The sequence below is a fragment of the Nocardia amamiensis genome (assembly GCF_015477605.1).
GTDB classification, from domain to species: Bacteria; Actinomycetota; Actinomycetes; order Mycobacteriales; family Mycobacteriaceae; genus Nocardia; species Nocardia amamiensis_A.
On the sequence record NZ_JADLQX010000043.1, the window covers coordinates 14,992 to 33,717 of the forward strand.

The window sequence follows — 18,726 nt, forward strand, 5'->3', positions numbered from 1 at the left end:
GTGGCCGAGCTATCGAGTTGAGGGCGCACCATGGCAGTCGAGATCACCCGTCCAGGCCGAGTGATCCGGACGCAACCGGCGCTGCCGTCGAACCGCGGGCGGCGCGCACTAGTCCTGTCGCTCATCGGCGCCACCGGATTCCTGATCAGCCAGGACGTTTCGTTGCACAGCGTCGCTGTGTCGACCCTGCTGCAGCAGCTGGGTGACCGGGACGTGCTCGAGTTCTCGCTGTGGATCCCGAAGTCTTATGTGCTGTCGCTCATCGTGTTTCTACTCATCGGTGGTGTGCTCACCGACCGCTGCGGCGCCAAACGAGTGCTGGTTGCCGGGTGTGTCACTTTTCTCGCGGGTCTGGTGGCCCACATGCTGCTGGCCGCGACCTCGATTCCGTTGCTGGTGGCCAGAATAGTGATGGGCGCGGGTGTCGCCGCTATCGTCCCCGCGTCGCTGTCGATCCTCGTGCTGGTCAGCAATGCCGGTCGGCAACGTGCCCAGGCGCTGCTGTTGTGGGCAGGCTGTCTGGCCGCGGGTGTGACAGTCGTTCCGCTGGTGAGCGGCCTGCTGTTGAACAATCTGTGGTGGCCCCGGGTCGCCCTCGCCGACGCCGTGGTCGCGGTGGCACTGTTGGCCGGCATCGTCAAGTTCGTACCGCGCTGCCCCGGCGATCCGCAAGCTCCGGTGGATTGGCCGAGTGTCGTTGCGGCGACGGTAGGTTCGGGGCTGGTCGCGCTCGGTCTATTGAAGGCGCCCGACTGGGGTTGGACCGCGGTTCCGGTCATCGTGCTGCTGGGGTCAGGCACCGTCCTCTTGGTTCTGGCGGCGGCAACCCGCCGTGGCGGCGAGTTGCCGCACGACATTCTGCTTCGCGCCGATCCGCGGGCGCAGCCCGCGATGTTCGCGCTGTCCGCGGCGGTCGTGGCGGAATTCGGCATCGTCTTCGTGACGATCCAGTACCTGCAGGCGGTGCGTGGTACCGACCCGGTGGTGGCCGGCGCGCTCATCTTCCTGCCCGCCTGCGTGGCCTCCGCGGCGGGCGCCAAGGCCGGTGCGGTGCTGCAACGCCGTACCGGCGCAACAACTCCGCTGATCATCGGCTTGACGATGGTGCTGGATGGCCTGGCTGTCGGTTTGACCGCGGACGCGGCGGGCAGCCTGGAGCGGATCGTGGGGATGGTCGCGGTGATGAGCGTGGGTATGGGCATCGTGATGGCGGTCGCGCTCGACGCGATCGGTACCGCGCTGCCGTCGACCCGCAACGGCGTCCTGTTCGCGGCGCAGTCGGCCGTCGTCCAACTCGGCAGCCTGCTCGGTTTGGCGGTAGCCGGTGGTCTCGTCGACCAGGGATATCGAGCGGGGCTTGTCATTCCGGCCAAGGTTGCCGCGCACGAAGGCATCGTCGCGGTCGGGCAACCGCTGGGCATGAACGTGGCAACGGCGGCCTCGGTCGGCGACACGCTCGGTGGGCCGCTCGCCAGGGCGGTGCAGAACGCGTTCTTGGTCGGCTACCGGCAGGCGTTGCTCGCCACCATCGTGGTTGTCGTCGTGATGATGCTCGTAATCGGCGTCCTGACCGCCCGCGCCCGCCTGCGGAGTGCCGGGAATTTCACGAGTTATCAAGAGATTCCAAAGAATACGCGGGAAATATAAATATTCGCAAAGTCGATATCAAGAAATTCGCGGCAGGGTTGACGCTTTCGATGCGGTGCGCATAATTCATTTCGGGGCGCACGGACTATTGAGAGGCTGGGGTTGTCGTGAAAAAGGTTGACGATGGCACTCCCGGTCGGCGCCGCATTCGGCCGGGTGCTGGAACGGCGCGACCGGCTACGTCGCGAACCTCGGCCGAGGAGATCCTGACCCGGGCGCGAGCCGAACGGGCACAGCTCGAGCAGGGCCGGCACTTCTATGCCCAGCTCGTCGATCAGGCGGAACTGTTACACGAGGAGATCCGTGCGCTGCACGAGGAACAGCGCGAGGTCTATCGGCAGCTGAACAACCTGCGTCGACGGTTCACCAGCCTGCCGCCCGTCCCTCGGCCGACCGGCTATCCGCCGATCACGGTCGCACCGGCCCCGCAGGCCGAGCCGCGCGCCGGTGCCGGCAGGGCGACTGCCTGACCTCGGGTCGCCTCGGTGAGGGACGTTGCCGGACAACAAAGTTCACCGATCGGCGATGCTCCACTCCGCGACGGCAGGCGTGATCGGCTACTGTAGTCTCACCTCCTGTTCAGGCTCGGACCTGGACTTGTGGAAGGGACCGGGTTCGTGCGTGTGGTGGTGGTGGAAGACGACGCGGGCGTTGCCGGTGCTGTTGTCGAAGGCCTCCGAGCCCATGGTTTCCCGGCCGTCGACCATCTGTCACACGGGCTCGACCTGCTGACTTCGCACGCCGACTACGACGCGGTCGTGCTCGATCTCGGGCTGCCCGACGTCAACGGTTACCTGGTGCTGCGCCAGCTCCGCAAGGTCAGCACGGTTCCGGTGGTCATGCTGACCGCCGAGGGCGACGAGTTGGCGGTGGTGTCGTGCCTGCGCGCCGGAGCCGACGACTACATGGTCAAACCGCCGCGGCTCGGTGAACTCGCCGCCCGCCTGGAAGCGGTCGTGCGACGCAGGCAGCCAACCGAATCCGGTCCGGCCGTGGTGGTTACCGGTGATGTCACCGTAGACCTGGGGGCTCGTGCCGTCGAGGTGGCCGGTCTGCCGGTCCAGCTGACCCAGAAAGAATTCGCCATAGCACGGGTGCTGGTCGAGCGCGCGGGCACCGCGGTGGGCCGGGACACGATCATGCACGAGATCTGGGGCGAGAAAACCCCGTCCACGTCTCGTTCGCTCGATGTTCACATGGGCGCGTTGCGGGCCAAACTGAACCGCCCCGGACTGATCGCCACCATTCACGGCTTCGGCTACCGCTGGACCAGGTGACCTCGCCGGATGCGCGTTCGGTTGGTGAGTGTGTTCACGCTGCTAGCGGCGATCTGCATGATCTGCTTCGGGATCGGGATCGGGATGGAGTTGGCGTCGAGCCGGACCCAGGCGATGGTGATCGATCGGATCCAGGTCGCCAACCAGTTCGCGGCGACGGCATCGGTTGATCCGGCACGCCTCGAAGGGGAGGCGCAGACCTATTTCGAGCAGACCGGCGATGGTGTCCTGGTGATCGCGGGCAGCGGCAGGGTGATGGTCGACGTCGGGGTGGACCGCGCCGACGCACGGGTCATCGAGGTGTCGAACAACGCACACCGGTTCGTACCGCCGGAGACACTGTATCCGTGGAGTACGCACCCGATGGTGGTCGGCCAGCCCATTGGAACCTCGCAGCAAGCCGGTGGTGTGGTCGTCATCGCGATCTCGACCTCGGCGACTCGCCGCGGCATCACCGACAGTTGGATTCAGCTCGCCTGCGTGACCGCCACCGCTGTGCTGGCGTTCGGCGGCGTGGCGCTCGGGGTATCGGGGTGGATCCTGCGACCGGTGTCCAAGCTGCGCCGCGATGTCGACGCGCTGACCTCGACCTTGCCGGTGCGGTGCGCGGAGCCGCGGGGCCCCCGGTCCAGAGGCCAGGGGCCACCGGAGATCGTCGAACTCGCGGTCGGTGTCGCGGCGATTACCCGGGCCGTCGCCGACCTGGCCGCGGCCGAGCGCAAACTGGTGGTCGATACGGCGCATTCGCTGCGAAATCCACTGGCCGCGCTCGCGGTTCGGCTGCAGGCCCTACAGCCGATGATCGCCCAGGATCACGCGGCGGCCACCTTCGCCGGTGTGGTGAGCGAAGTGGACCGGCTCGCCGAGTTGCTGGACGGATTGCTGACCTCGGCGGTGGCCGATGCCAAGGACGGCGGCGCGGCCGTGCGCCAGAACACGTCGAGCTGTGACGCGGTATCGGTGGCACGGGATCGAGTGGACGCGTGGCATGCCGCGTTCCAGCGCGCCGAGATGACCCTGACTCTCGATGCGACCGCGGAGGTCGCCGAGGCCGACGTTCCGGCGAGTGTGCTCGCCCAGATTCTCGATGTCGCGCTGAGTAATTCCGCGCGCTACGCGGGCCGCGATGCCCATACCGCGATCACCGTCAGCCACGAATGCGAGTCGGTGGTCGTGTCGGTGCGCGACGACGGCGTCGGGGTGTCACCCGACGAACTCGATCAGCTCACCACCCGATTCTTTCGCGGAGCACAGGCGACGGCCGGCGGTTCCGGTCTCGGTCTGCCTATCGCGGCGACCATGGCGGCCCAGTACGGCGGATTGTTCTTCGTCGACGTAGCCGACCCGTGCGGTCTGGTCGTCACGGCCAGCTTTCCGGCTTCGGTCGCGACGAACCTTACATCCAGGTGAACGCCTGAAGGTTCGGTGAACTCCGTCGGCGTGCCGCGCGAGCGGCACGAGGGCGACGGCACGATCGCCCTGTGGCACCTAACCCTGACGCCGGTAGCAACCCGTTCCTTTCGCTGATCGGTGAGTCGGGGCAATTCGGGTTGCCGGCGGGGTTGTCGTTCGTGGATCTGAAGGGGGACTGGCAATCGTCCGGGTTTCCCTGGGATCTCGACGGCGACGGCAAGCCCGAAGATGAAAAAGACGGAAAAGACGGCAAAAAGCATGATCCCGCCTTACCGCCCGGAGGCGGTTCGGACAAGGGTGGCTCCGGTAAGCCCGCGCCGAAAGGCGGCGGTGCGGGGCCGAGTGGCGCTCCACCCGGCAACAACCGCCCGAGCAGTGGGAACCCGAACACTGGCGGCAAGCCCAACAGCGGTTCGAACTCCAACGGCGGCGGCAACCCCTACAGCGGCGGCCCGGCCAATTACAACTCCGGTGGCGGCCCGATCAAGGTCGATCCGCAAGATCTGATCAACAAGGGTAAGCGGCTCGCAGAACTGCCGAGCGCGCCGAAGGGTCTGTTCGACATTCTCAGCACCCTGAGCGACTCCTTGCAGCGGCTGGGAAATCCATGGGGCGCAGACGAGTTCGGTAAACAGTTCGCCGAGGGCGCGACGGGTTATTCGGCGTCGGCCGAAGCGCTGGTGGGCAACGCGAGCCGGGGGTCGGACGCCACCGGGGCGATTCCGATCTTCGGACAGTTGCTGGTCAACTATGGCACCACTATCGAGCAGGCGGGCAAAGCATTTGCCGCGGGCGAGGACCTCTACGCCCAGTGGATCCTGAAGAACTACGTGGACGAGAACGCCAGTGGCGACCCCGGTCCGTACAAGGGCCCGCTCAGCTCCGATCCGAGCTTCGGCAAGAACACCGGAAACAACAACCCGTCCGGCCCGCCGCCGGGTGATCAGGACCAGCAGTCCGGCAATGGAGGCGGACAGAATTCGGGTGGATACACCGGCGGTGGCTCGAATTCCGGTGGTTCTGATCCCGCTGGTTCCTCGGCCGGTGACCCGGATGCCGACCTGCCGAACGGGCCTTCCACGCCGAATCTCGCGACTACCGGTACTCCCGATCCTGCCGCGCCACTGAGCGTAAAGGCTTCCTCCTCGAACCCGATCGACGCACTCGCGACGCCGGGACCGACGCTCGGCGGCATCCCGGCACACCCCGGCGTGCCAGCGTTCCCCGGTGCTCTCGGTCCGAACGCGTACCGCGCGGCCGATCCGGGAACGGTTGTGCCGGTCGACAAGGCCGGTGGTCCGACGACCGGCGGCAAGGGTGGCGGCATTCCGTCGGCGCCGCTGCCGCGGATGCTCGGGGCGGCCTATGACGGGGAGAAGCTGGTGCCGAAAGCCGGTGGCATCGGCGCCCAGTCGCGTGCGGGCGTACTGCCCCAGGCCTCGATGCCGGGGATGCCGGGGACGTCCGCGATGGGGAGTGGTGGTCAGTCGGCCCCTGGCAAGGAGAAGCGGCAAGAGCGTCGTGAGCCGCCGGTCGAGGAACAGTTCGAGCCCGAGCCCGACGCTGCCGACCCGTGGCATGGGCCCGGTCGGCGAGACGGCGGCCGGTGATGTCGATTCCCGATGCGGTCCGGCAATCCGATATCAACCTGCCCGAGGACCTGCGGTGGTTGAGCTGGGTCGCCGGTAGCGCGTGGCCCGAGGGCAGCGAGAACGGCATGTTCGCCCTGGCTGACGCCTGGTCGGAAGCCTCGGCGGGATTGACCGGGCTGGTCTCGAACATCGAAGACGCGGTGGACGAGATTCTCTCGGCGTATCCGTCGGCCGGTGCGGGTTCGGCCATGGCGCGCACCCTGCAGAACCTCACCGATGAGTCGGATCAGGCCTCGTTGCAGGCTATCGCCAAATCGCTCGGTCAGATTGCTGATTCGTGCGATCAGGTCGGTTGCGCGATTCAGCAGAACAAGATCATGATCATCGTCGGCCTCGTCCAGCTGGTCTACGAGATCGCGCTCGCGTGGCTGTTCCCGCCGACCGCCGGCCCGGCTCAGGCGGCGTTGATCGGGTGGTACCGCATTGTCTTCCAATACTTGAAGCAGCTGTTGCGGCAGATGCTCGTCGCCGCGCTGAAAGCCATGGGCCAGCAGGTGATTCTGACGCTCCTGATCCAGCTGGGACAAATGGCGGCCGGACATCGCGACGGTGTCAACGGTAAGGATTTGTGGTTCGCGGCGCTGGGCGGCGCGCTGGGTGGTGCGTTCGGTGCGATGTTCGGCAAGCTCGGTGGTGATCTGTTCGCATTCCTGGGCGGAAAGATCACCCGTTCGCAATTCGACAGCCGGTTCCAGCAGCTCATGCGCGGCGCCGTCGAGGGCGGCGCCGGTGGTGTCGGCGGCATGGTCGGCGGTGGCATCGCCAACCAGGTCATCAACGGTGGCGAATTCGAATTGGACCCGCGGATGCTCGGGGCCGGTGCCGCGGGCGCGTTCAGCGGCGGCGCGGGACGTTGGCGTGGCGCCGGCGCCAGCGGCGGCAAAGTGCACGTCGATCCGGTCGGCGGCCCGCGCAGTCTGGCCGGATCGACACCACCGACCAAAGTGCCGCCGTCGGCCTCGGATACCGGGCCCGCGGCTGCCCCCAAGGGTGCTTCGGACTCGCCGAATGTCAACGCAGGGACGGGGAGTGGCGCGCAGCCGAACGAATCGCTGTCCGAGCACCGCAGTGGGTCCCCGGCATCCAACCAGGGCGGTGATCAGACCGACTCGACCGTGAGCTCACCGCACCGGAACACCGCCGAGGACAACCTGTCGCAGCAGTCGTCGTCCGCGAAATCGGGTGGTGACGACTCTTCCGCACCGAACACCGGTCGCGCGCCCGCAAACCATGAACAATCGGAATCGACTGCGCTGCAGCATCCTTCCGATACGGCCGAGCCCGCGCCGCAGCAGCACGACGGCGGTCAGCTCGTACCGCAGCCACACAACGCGGCAAACGCATCCCAGCAGCCGGCGTCGAACGCGACCGGCGGGGACAAGTCCACGAGTTCGTCGCCATCCGCCCAACGTGGCGCGGACACCAAAGTCGGTGCAAGCCGGGACAACGTGACGACGGCACCGAAGAGCGACGTATCCGGTGACCACTCGGTGCGCGCGCAACCCCGGGCGGGTGGCGCACTCGATGCTCCGGAGTCCATTCAAGCGAAACAAGCCGACTCGACCGTCGCGCCCAAGCCGGACGAGGTGTCGTCGTCCCCGGCACAGCGGCGTGCGGAATCCGTGCAACCCGAGACCGATTCGGTCTCCCTGAACCGGCCGGACGCTCCGCAGGGTAACCGGCCGAACCCCGAGAATTCGGCCGCGGCAACCGACAAGACAACGCCGGTCAAGGAACCAGCCGGTGCTCCGAAACCCCAGGGCGACAAAGGGGAGAAGGCTCCGGCACGCGACACCTCGGCCGCGTCCGTGGCCGAACCGCGGGCCCGCGCGGGCGCCAAAGGCCTAAAGGGCGTCAGCGACGACCTGGCTCTCGTGGGAAAGATCGACGAGGCCACCGGCCTGCGCTGGCGGCTGGTCGATACATCGCTGCTCGATCCGGCCTGGCCGGGTGGCAAGGCTTTCATCCGGGAAGTCCTGGGCTTCGAGCAGACAATGCAGATGCTCCGTGGCAACAAGTCCCCGCACGAAGGCAGGGACCTCTTCCGGCCATTCCAGGACGGTGACTTGCCGATGCGCCCTGGCTTCGGCCAGAAGAAGCCGGCCGACGCTGCCGACGGTCTCGGCGGGGGCGGCGGCGTCCGAGGTTACGACGAACGGAACTCCCGTGGTGTGTTCCGGTTCAACACCGACGAGTTGCCCGATCACCGGTACACGATCGACAAGGACGGCCTCTGGTCCAAAGCCTCCGATTCGGAATCCAACGGTAAGCCGGATCCCGAATCGGACGTGATCCCGCGCAAGGGCGCCACGACGATCGAGGTGCCGCGCCAGGGCCCGATTCTGAAGCGCTGGGCCGAAATGTCCGCGCCCGCGATGCGTACCGTGGTCGGCGACCATGACGGCAACTGGTACGTCGGCAAGAACCTGCACCACGAGCAATTCCACAACGCGGGCGTTTACGTGGCTTTCCAAGCGCATTTCGTCAACGGGAAAATGGTCGCGGTGCACGACTGGGCAGGTGCGTACCAGCCCTCGCCGACCCGGGTGAAAGCCGCGCTGGAAAAGCTCGGGATCTACGGCGACCTGGACCATTACGACCAGCAGGGACGCAAGTACACCGATTCCGATCGGGAGGGTTGGACGCAGGCCGCCGAACCGACGCCGACTTCGCGAAGCAACCCTGCGACAGACGATGATTCGACTGAGCGCCCCGAGCCGTTCACCCGTGCCGTCTCCGATGAGCCGCAGCGGGACTTCCTCCGGGAAGCCGAAGACATCACCCGGATGTACAAGCGTGAAGATTGGCAGAACGCCACACCCGAGGACCTTCGGGAGGCGCTGCGGGGCAGCGTCCACCACGATGCACGCGACGCGGAAAGCGTTGCGAAATATCACCGCGCGGTGACCGCCGCCGTCGAAACCATCCGGCGCGGGACAACGAAGCTCGACGACGACGGTGCGGAGGTGGCGCCGGGCAAGGTCCTGCGCTGGACCCAGGTCATGGGCACTATGGGAATGCGCGAGGGCCCCATCAATATGGACGCGGGCGAGGGCAAGACGTTCGTCTTCCTCGCCGATTCGATTCTGAAGGCCGCCGCCGGTGACTCGGTGCACGTCTTCACCACTCGCGACACTCTGGCCAACGATGCGGTCAACCTGTACAAACAGGTTCTCGGGGTGCTCGGCCCGGACGTGTTCAACGTGGTCAGGATGAACCCGAACGGCGCCGACGAGACCGGCCTCGATCCGGTGAAGCCGACCATCTATATCGGCACCCTCGACGATGCGGCATTCGGGCAACTCCGCGGCAAGTTCATGCGCGGCGATATCGCCGTCATCGACGAACTCGACGAGGCGCTGTACTACGCCGACACCACCTGGATCATCTCCGACGGCCCCAGCCTGGCCGCGGATCCGCATATCGCCTCCCGCATCATGGCGGCTCGGCTCTTCCTCGACAATCGGCTGAATTCCGGGGATCTGAGCCCCGCGGACTTCGATCGGACGGACGGGCAGATCGGCGGCCCGGCGAAGCTCAACGCCGAGGGCGCCGAGAAGGTCAGAAGACTGCTCGCCGAGGAGGATCCCGGCGCGAGCCCCGACGACCTCGCCGTCCAGATCGACCGGGTGAATTCCGCCGCCTCGGCGCACTGGGAGTTCGTCGAGAACGACCACTACATCGTGCACCGAGGTGGCGACGGCGTCGACAAGGTCTACATCATCGACCAAACCACCCACAAGGTGATGTTCGATCCGGCGACCTCGACCGAGAGCCGGTGGAACGGCGGTTTGGCGCAGGCCATCGAGGCCAAACACGGGATCACGATCCGGGGCGACTCGGTGTCTTCACAAAGCCTCACCGCCAAGACCATGCTCGCGGAGCGGTACGAATGGCTCTCGGGCGCTTCGGGCACGGCCGAGGGGGTGTCCGGCCACCTGGTCGACAACTACGGGATGAAGCCGGTAGTCACGGTTCCGCGCTTCACGGAATCGAAACTGGATACTCTCGAGGCGAATCTGGCTCCGAACCAGTCGGCCAAGCATGATGCGATCGCCGACAAACTCATCGGTCGGCACAGTGCCCAGGCGCGTCCCGAGCTGGTGATCACCAACCGCAACAGTGAGGTCGCCGAGATCTCGGCCCGGTTGAAGCTCGCGAATATTCCGCACGAGGTCGTCGATGCCCGATGGTTCGCCGACCGGGGCCCCACTGCGGAAGCCGACCTGAAAGCGATCTTCGACAAGGCGGGTCAGCTCGGCAAGATCCTGATCATCAACCGCCAAGGCGGCCGTGGCGTCGATATCGAGATCAGCGATGCCGTCAACGCGGTCGGTGGCCTGCATGTCAGCATTTCGGGCAAGTCGGATGTGCGTGACATCGATATCCAGGCCGAGAACCGCGCCGCGCGCAACGGTCAGAAGGGCAGTGTCGAATACTTCCTCGCAGCCGATGACGCGCTGTTCGCCGGCGCTCCGCACCACGCCCAGACGATCATTCGTTACACCGACGCGGTCACCAGCCACGAGAAGGCGACGGTCCGGCTCGACGAGGCAAGGACTACAAGGGATCTCGCGGAGAGCGCCGATGCCGCGGGTAGCACCGCGCGGACCCGCGCGGTCCGGGACGCGGCCTTCGACGACTACACCATCGCGCGGGACGCGCACCGGGCGGCAACGGCCGAACGCGAAGCCGCCGAGGCCGCGGTGCAGGCCGCGGCGTCGCACCTGCAAGCGGAAAACGCCGCACGGCGGATGGGCCGCACCGTGCTGCTGCCGACCGCCGTCGTCGCGAGCGCCGCGAGCGTGGCAGCACACACACCCGCACGGGACCTGGATATCCCGTCGACGATACCCGAGCAGCGGGCGGACCTCGGGCAGCCGGAAACCGATGTATCCGAGTCGGATACCGGTTCGTTCTCGGACGACCTGACCGGTGCCGAACTGCCGCAGCTGTTCGGCGACGATCAGTTCGGTCCGCCGGTGCCGCCGCTCGCCGTCGTCGACTTCCCGGGCCTGTTCGTAGCCGATACCACTGGGCATCTGGTCGCGTTCGGGACCGAGGAAATGCCGGTGGTGCGGACCTATTCGCATGAGCAGAACCTCGTACACGAGATCGAACATCCGGTTTCCGGTCCGGTGGTGCTCGACAGCGCACTGGTGGCTGAGCTTTTCACCACCCGGACGCGCGATGACGGCACGGTGGTGGTGAGCTCGACGGCGACGGGGGCGCATGTCGTCACCGCCGGGGCGGCGTCGATGTTGCCCGCCGGGTCCGTCTACGGACGTCCTGATCCGCTCGACTCGACCAAGTTCACGCTGTACGGCGGGTCGACTGTCGGCTGGTTGTCCGTGGACGCGAATCGGATCGGTGTGACGACTCGCCGGGAAACCGATCCGCTCCAGCGTGACGATATCCCCGAAGCGGCGTTTGTCAACGGCCACGTATCCGCGCCGGCGGTAGTGTTCGCGGACCCGACGAGTCGTGTGCTGGGCAGGCGGCTGGCGGAGTTGGCCGACGCGATCAAAGCCAGTCGCAACGATGCCGCACTGCGTGCCGAGTTGACGGCGCAGCGGACGGCATCGCACGACGAGTTGGAGAATCACTTCGCGACGCTGCCGGTGGAGCAGCGCGCCATCGCTGTGGCACGCGCGAAGCAGCTGGGGAGCATCGATCTGCATACGGCGAAACTTGCCGAGAAGCACAATATTTCGCTTGAGACGGCGCGCGCGGAGATGAAGGCCGAGCTGGTCACGGCACTCGCGGGCAAAGATATCGCCGTGCGGATCTCGGAGGAGTCGCTGCTGGAAGTACTGCGGGATGGCCGATTCAAAACGGTATTCGATCTGGGCGACACCGGCACCGGAATGGATGACCGAGCGCTGCTCGAAGCCCGCTGGTTCGGCCATGACGTGAATGACCATCCGATCGATAAGCGGGCCGTCTACGGGTACGTTCGCGTCGGCGGTGAACAGCCGGTCGGCGACCTGCACGACGAACGATTGAATGTCTACGGCGACGCCGTGGTCGTCCTGAAGTCCGCGGTGCGGGCCCGGACGACGGTGTGCGTAGGAGATTCCATCGGGGATCAGTCCAATGTCTATCCTTCAAGGCTCGAGGACCCCGCACCGGAGTCCTTCGGCGTCTACCCGCCACGCAGGCCCGGCCTGCCGAGCGCCCATGTCGGTCTGCGGCGAGACCTGACGCATCCGGATTTCCGGAAGTGGGGGTATGTGGAGGCGCAGGTGCACGGTGGCGTCACCAGTGCCGACATCGATCATGTGGTCTTCAAGTGGGAGCCGGAAACAGACCTGCGGGATCAGCTCCGTGCAGCCGGAATTCCTTGGAAGGTAGTCAAGCACACGGCCCCGCCGATAGTGAACAAGCCGGGGCAGGCGGACCCCGCGATCAGTAGCGGATGGAAAACCTATCTCAACTCCTCGCGCGTATCCGATGATCCGAATGCGCTGCACGGCAAGAACTTCCTGGGCGTCACGGTCAGTTTCACCTACGCCGACGTGGTGACCCAGGAACTGATCGGACCGGCGGGGACGCCGATCGGCGTCAGTTACAAGCACGTCGAGTCGGAGATCGAGGGGGCCGAGCGCTGGGCGGGAGCGCAACAGTGGCACGACAAGGTGGTGCGTACCCGGCCCGGTCAAACCGGCAAGGATGTCTTCGCTGGTCAGACCAGGGTCGGGCACGAGGTCGTCGCGGCGCCGTGGGCGGCCGAATACGGCGGGGTCGGCCGGGAACCGGTTTTCGTCAACGCCCACGCTGGTCCGAACACCTTCGAGATCCGGCTGCGGACCGGAACGACGCTCGAGGTGAGCGGCGCGACATTCGCCAAGCTCGTCGAGCAGTCCCCGGCGCTGGAAGCCGCGCGCGCCGCCGGCGGTCCGAGCTCGGTCGTGCTGGTCGCGTGTGAGCCTGCGAAAGGTTCGGCGGCCACCGATTTCGCGGCTACGCTGCACCAGAGGTTTCCGGCCGCGCCGGTGCACGCCGCCGCCAGCGCGGTCTGGATCTCGAACTGGCGGAACCCGGCCGTGCCCACTGTTCGTTACCGCTACCTCGCCGCCGACAACAATGCCGGATGGGTGAGTCTGCACAGCGACGGCACCCGGGTCGAGCACGCCGGCACCCGCTATCCCACCGGCGCGACCGGATCGCCCACCACCACCACCACCACCACCGCCACCAAGCTCGCCGGGTCGAATTCGCTGGCTTCCAGCCGCAATCCGATCGTGTGGCAATGGAAAGAAGTCCTCGATCCACCGGTGAGCTCGCCCCTGACGACGACCACCGCGGAAGGCGTGCGCGGCGCGAGCAAGCAGCACACCGTGTTCGAAGTCTCGGACGTACTCACTCGACCCCTGCTCGACAAGAACGGCACAACGATCGGAGTGTCGTTCGTCCTCAAGTCGGAGGGGCAGCGTGAGGCGATCAAGTGGGCGCGCGCGGCATCCGGACAGGACATGGTGGTGCTGACCGACACCGGCCAGGACGTGGACGATGTCACCAAGCGGCGCTTGGTATTCGGTGAGGATGTCGTCGACGCTCCATGGAAGATCGACTATGCCCAGGACGGTCCGGGTCCGGTCTATATCGACGCGCACGCGAACTCGAAGGGGTTCATGGTCGAGATCATCTGGAAGAAGGGGACGAAGCAGGAGTCGACTCGGTCGGTGCGGGTCGACGGTGCCAACTACGCCAAGATCGTGAAGGCCGCCGAGCACTTCCAGGAGGCGCTGCGGACGGGTGGTCAGGCGACGGACCGGTCGCTGGTGCTGATCTCGTGCAAGGCGGGCAACCGGACGGCGGCGACCGATTTCGCGCTGGCGATGCGCGATCTGCTGCCTACCGCCCCGGTGCACGCGGGCGCGGGCGTGGTGATGGTCAGCGCCAAGAAGGCGGGGAAGACCTTCGCCACCCTCGGCGTCAACGACAACCGGGGCTGGGTCACCATCGGTTCCGATGGCGCGAAGGTGGTGCAGCAGAATACGATCAAGCATGCGTCCGCCGCGGCGAGCGGGACACCCGGGCAATCTACGGGGACGCGGACCGGCGCGGTGCGCGAGGTGGCCGAGGTGGCCGAGGAGACGGTGGCCGACACCACCGCGGAGTCCGGGGCACTCGTCGGCCCCGCGGTGAGCAGTGGCTGGCGCACGTATCTGAACTCGTGGCGGGTATCCAACGATCCGGACGTCCTGCACGGCAAGAACGCCTTCGAACTGCCGATCAATTTCACCTACGCCGACGTCGTCGTGCACGAGATGTTCGGATCGACCGGAGCATTGACCGGCGTCTGCTTCCAGCACCTCGATCTGGAACTCGACGCGAATCGACGCTGGGCGGCCGCGACGGAGTGGCACGACAAGGTGGTGCGCACCCAGCCGGGGCAGACCGGGAAGCAGGCCTTCCACGGTCCGATCAGGGTCGGACAGGAGGTGGTCGACGCGCCGTGGGTTGCCGAGTTCACCCGGACCGGACACCGACCGGTCTTCGTCACCGCCCACGCGGGTCCGAACACGTTCGAGATCCGGCTTCGGACCGGAACCACGCTCGAGGTGAACGGTACGACGTTCGCGAAGATCGTCGAGTGGTCCCCGGGATTGCGAGGCCCGCTGAGCACCGGTGAGGCGACCTCGATCGTTCTGCTGGCCTGCAAACCCGCAAAGGGATCGGCGGCAATGGAGTTCGCGCGCACACTGCACCAGAACTTCCCGCATGCGCCGGTTCATGCCGCCGCTACCTCGGTCTGGCAGTCGACCATGCGTTATCCGGCACGGCCGGATATCAACTATCGCCTGCTCGCGGCGGACCGCAATGCCGGTTGGGTGACATTGCACAACAACGGCACTCGAACAGAACACGCGTCCACTCGCTACCTATCCCCGACCGCCGCTTCGAGTGGCGTGGTCGGCTCCGGATCGACCATCGGTGGCGCGCTCAGCGCTCCGCTGCGTTTTTCTCCGAACAAGGAAACCACCGAGGTGATCGCGGCGGTAACCCCCGCCGAAGCGGCCGCGAACGACGCTCGCCTGTGGAAGTGGCTCACCCGAAACATGTTCGACGACGCCTTCGACCACGCGGTGCGCGGACGCAGGCTGCGCGACGGGTCCGATCTCCAGGAACCGTCCGATCTCGAGGATATGTCCGAGGATGCCCGGCACCCGGCGCCGGGCGCGGGCCTGCTCGCCGACACCGCCGAGATCCAATGGAGCGATGACGAACTCGCCACGCTGTTCGCCGACCCGGACGCCGGCTCGACGGCAACGGCGCTGAGCCCACCCGCTGCGACGGCGGAGCATCACCCACCGACCACGGAAACCCTGGAGGCGTTGCCGTTGCACGTCGCCCCGGCCGCCGAGGCGTTCGTTCGCGGCGATCGATGCGTGCTGATCGATGGACTCGGCACCGCGCACCGGCTCGACGTCGGCAGCGGCTGGCGCGCCGTGAAGGGAACGTTCAGCCATCCCGGCACCGGCGCCGAATACATCGGGCTGGTTCCGCTGGATCAGAAGCACGATGCCAGTCCGATCCGGATCCGTAAGACGTTGCTCGCCGAGGCATTCGAGGAGAATGCCGCCACATTCTTCTGGGAGACCACCTACTTCCTGGCCCGTGCCGGTATCGGAATCGAAGGGTCCGGCGACACCCCGGTCTGGCTACCTCCGCGTGCCGTCGTGGCGGTGAAACACGCGCACAATCCCGATGGGACACCGGATCCGAGCCGGACAATGGTCGGGCGCCCGAAGGCCGCTACCTGGCACACCCTGGACAGCGACATCCTCGGTCCGCTCGTCCCCGAGCTGCGCCGGGCGAACAATCCGCTCTGGGATGAGATCAGTGGTCCCCGGGTATCGGACGTGCGGCAGGGCGCGCTGGACAACTGCTTCCTGGTCGCCAACATGATGGCGCTGGCTCGCAGCCCGCTGCCCTTGCTCCGCGAGATGATGACCGATCTCGGTGACTCCGTCGCCGTCCGGTTCTTCGACAAGAACGGTGACGCGGCTTGGGTGCGGGTCTCCAAGGATCTCTATGTCGACGGCGACAACAGCACTCGCTACGCCGCCGACCTGGGTGTGTTGTGGCCCGCAGTCCTGGAGAAGGCCTACGCGGTCTTCGCCGGTGAATTCGGTTACGCCGGACTCGACGGCGGCAGTCCCGGCACCACCGCCGCGACGATGCTGCCCGCGACGCTGCCCAGCGGATTGCGGTTCCAGCCGTCCCGGGCGGTCACCGATGCCTATTTCCATCATCCGATGCGCATGGACATCGACGAGCTCCGCAGCCTGGCCGGCAGCGATGACGAGTTCGCTCGCGCGGTCTCCGCATTGCGTGGCGAGTGGGAAGATCGGGTGCGCGATCATCGCGCACGCGAGGCGAATCCGATGGGCGCCGACGCGGATCGCGCACAGGTGCTGGCACTGGTGGCCGGCAACGGGAACAACGTGTGGGCGGCCGTGCGTGAGTTCTACCGGCTGATCCGGCCGGACAACCCCAGCTCGACCGAAGGGTTCCGGCGCTTCCTGAACCATGAGTTGAGCCCGGAGCAGCGCACGCGCTGGGCTTCGAACATCGAGCGCCTCGTCGATTCCGTGGACCGGGCGGCGTCCTGGCGCACCCGTGAGCTGGACCAGCAGACCGGCAGGCACATCGCCGAACGCGTCGACTTCGCCTTGGGCCGAGGCGATCTGGTGATGCTGGGTACGCGCAACTGGGGTCGCGACGACACCGTGCAATTCCCAGGCCTGGCGGGCAATCACGGCTACACGGCAGTCGGCGTGCAGCGAGATGAGGACGGCAACCCGGTGGCGTTGCGGCTGCGCAACCCATGGGGCACGAACAGATCGGCACAACCTCCGCTGTCGGGGATCACCTTCCTGGCCGACGGTGTGGTGGACGTGGAGCTGCGGCATCTCAACAAATTCGCCACCCTCGCGATCTGTGGTCCGGGTGCGCGCGGCCTGTTCGGACTCGACCGGCTCGCCCCGCCTGGCGTCGACGATCTGGTCGGAACTCATTCGGAGGTACCGGAACCGGCACAGTCGGCCGACGCAGCCGAACTTCTCGGCGTCGAGTTGCCTGGCGCCGACGAGGGCGACGGTCACGCGGTCGCGCACGTCTCGCATCCGATCGATTGGAAGAAGCACCTCGGTGTACTCGGACAGCTGGGCGGTGGAAAGAAGTTGTCCGGCACCGCTGAGCACACCGTGGTGCGGTTCCGCGCGAAGAATCTGATCCAGGAGCCGATCTTGGATCTCCAGGGCCGCACGGTGGGCATCACCTTCCTTTACGGGCCCGACGAGTTGGAGGTGCTGCGTACCTGGGGGAACGCGCCGAACGGCCACGGGATGGTTTTCCGCACTCGGCCAGGCGAAGCCGGGTCCGCCGCGCTCGCCGGTGACCGGAATCGGATCGGGTTGGACCGGTTCGTCCCGGCTCCGTGGGTGGCCGAGTACCGGGAGGGCAAGCCGGGACCGTTCTACATCTCGGTGCACGCCGACAGCCGCGGTTTCGAAGTCCGCTCGCGCGCCGGGCGGTCGATCGCCGTCGACGGTACGACCTTCGCTGCCATCGTGCAGGCGTCGCCGACCTTTCAGGCGGCAATGACATCGGGTCCGTCGCGGTCGGTCGTCATGATCGCTTGTGCGGTAGCGAACGGCTCGGCGGGCGAAGAGTTCTCGGCCGCACTGCACCGGACTTTCCCCGACCGCCGGATCTACGGGTCTCGCGGCGATGTCGATGTCCATGCGGAGAGTGGTCGCGGGGTGGGCCTGCTGGCCGCCGGCGACAACGCGGGGTGGATGTCCTACCTGAACGCCGTCGCGACCGACCACGCCGCGACGAGGTACGACGCTCCGGCCACCGATGGCAGGGCGGCATTCGTCGAACAGACGGCGAATGACACCGATATCGTCGACTGGGTCGAGCAGTTGCGCTCGACGGAGGCATTTTTCGGTGAGGAACCGTACTTCGGGGTGACCAGCGACGACCGGGTAATCGGCTTCTTCGGCGCGGACGTACTCGTCAACCCGATGCTCGATCACCGCGGCACTGCGATCGGAGTCAGCTTTCATCAGCCAGGCCATCTCGAGGGCGAGCTGTTGTGGGCGCGGACGGAGAATTTCCACAACGTGGTCACCAGAATGCGCGACGGCGACGACGATTTGAGTGTGGTGGTGCAACGAATCCTGCAGGAAGGGTCTTCTCGCACCGAAAACGTCCGTGCGCCGTGGGCCCTCGACTATGCGAACGGGAAGAATGGACCGGTATATATCAGTGCGCACGCCGATGCGAACCTCTTCGAAATCAACCTGCGATCCGGGGTGACCATCGACGTCGACGGGAGGACCTTTGCCTCGATCGTCCAGTCCGCGCACCCTTTCGGCGCCGCGCTTGCCTCCGGGCTCGCCGCCGCGCTGGGGACGCCGAAATCGTTCGTCTTGATGGCATGCAAGGCGGCAGCGGGCGTTGCGGGATCCGGTTTCGCCGAGGTCTTCGGCAGGATGTTCCCGGGGCGCCCGGTCCATGCGAGCACTGGCACCGTCAACTTTCATGTCCTGCGGGTCGACAAGGAGGAGGGGCCGCCGATACGGATCAGCTGGCTGGGTGCGAGCCACAATGCCGGCTGGATGTCCTATCACAACGGCCGGCAGATCCGGCACGACCATACCCGGCACCCACCGCCACACCCCGATTCGACCGAATCCAGCTGAGAAGACTGATCGAGA

6 protein-coding genes are annotated in these 18,726 nt (G+C 66.6%); all 6 read left to right on the plus strand.

The window, feature by feature from the left end:
- Positions 1 to 30: 30 nt before the first annotated feature.
- The 6 genes from IU459_RS33520 (at position 31) to IU459_RS33545 (ending at position 18,711) form a co-directional block, all read left to right on the plus strand.
- Positions 31 to 1,647, plus strand: a complete 1,617-nt coding sequence (locus tag IU459_RS33520; protein ID WP_195133612.1) for an MFS transporter — start codon at positions 31 to 33, stop codon at positions 1,645 to 1,647.
- Positions 1,648 to 1,754: 107 nt separating this feature from the next.
- Positions 1,755 to 2,117 (plus strand): hypothetical protein, encoded by a 363-nt coding sequence (locus IU459_RS33525; protein ID WP_195133613.1) that lies wholly within the window; start codon positions 1,755 to 1,757, stop codon positions 2,115 to 2,117.
- A gap of 147 nt (positions 2,118 to 2,264) precedes the next feature.
- On the plus strand, positions 2,265 to 2,924 hold the full coding sequence (locus tag IU459_RS33530; protein ID WP_195133614.1) for a response regulator transcription factor: 660 nt from the start codon (positions 2,265 to 2,267) through the stop codon (positions 2,922 to 2,924).
- 30 nt (positions 2,925 to 2,954) lie between these two features.
- Complete coding sequence (locus tag IU459_RS33535; protein ID WP_195133615.1) at positions 2,955 to 4,334, plus strand: sensor histidine kinase; 1,380 nt, start codon at positions 2,955 to 2,957, stop codon at positions 4,332 to 4,334.
- A gap of 71 nt (positions 4,335 to 4,405) precedes the next feature.
- Positions 4,406 to 5,947, plus strand: a complete 1,542-nt coding sequence (locus IU459_RS33540; protein WP_195133616.1) for a hypothetical protein — start codon at positions 4,406 to 4,408, stop codon at positions 5,945 to 5,947.
- Positions 5,947 to 18,711, plus strand: a complete 12,765-nt coding sequence (locus IU459_RS33545; RefSeq protein WP_195133617.1) for a preprotein translocase subunit SecA — start codon at positions 5,947 to 5,949, stop codon at positions 18,709 to 18,711. Before IU459_RS33540 ends, IU459_RS33545 begins: the two co-directional genes overlap by 1 nt.
- The last annotated feature ends 15 nt before the right edge of the window (positions 18,712 to 18,726 follow it).

What these genes read in the sequence shown, in the direction of transcription:
- IU459_RS33520 (WP_195133612.1), top strand. Translation starts at nt 31, where the DNA reads ATGGCAGTCGAGATCACCCGTCCAGGCCGAGTGATCCGGACGCAACCG.
- IU459_RS33545 (WP_195133617.1), top strand. Translation starts at nt 5,947, where the DNA reads ATGTCGATTCCCGATGCGGTCCGGCAATCCGATATCAACCTGCCCGAG.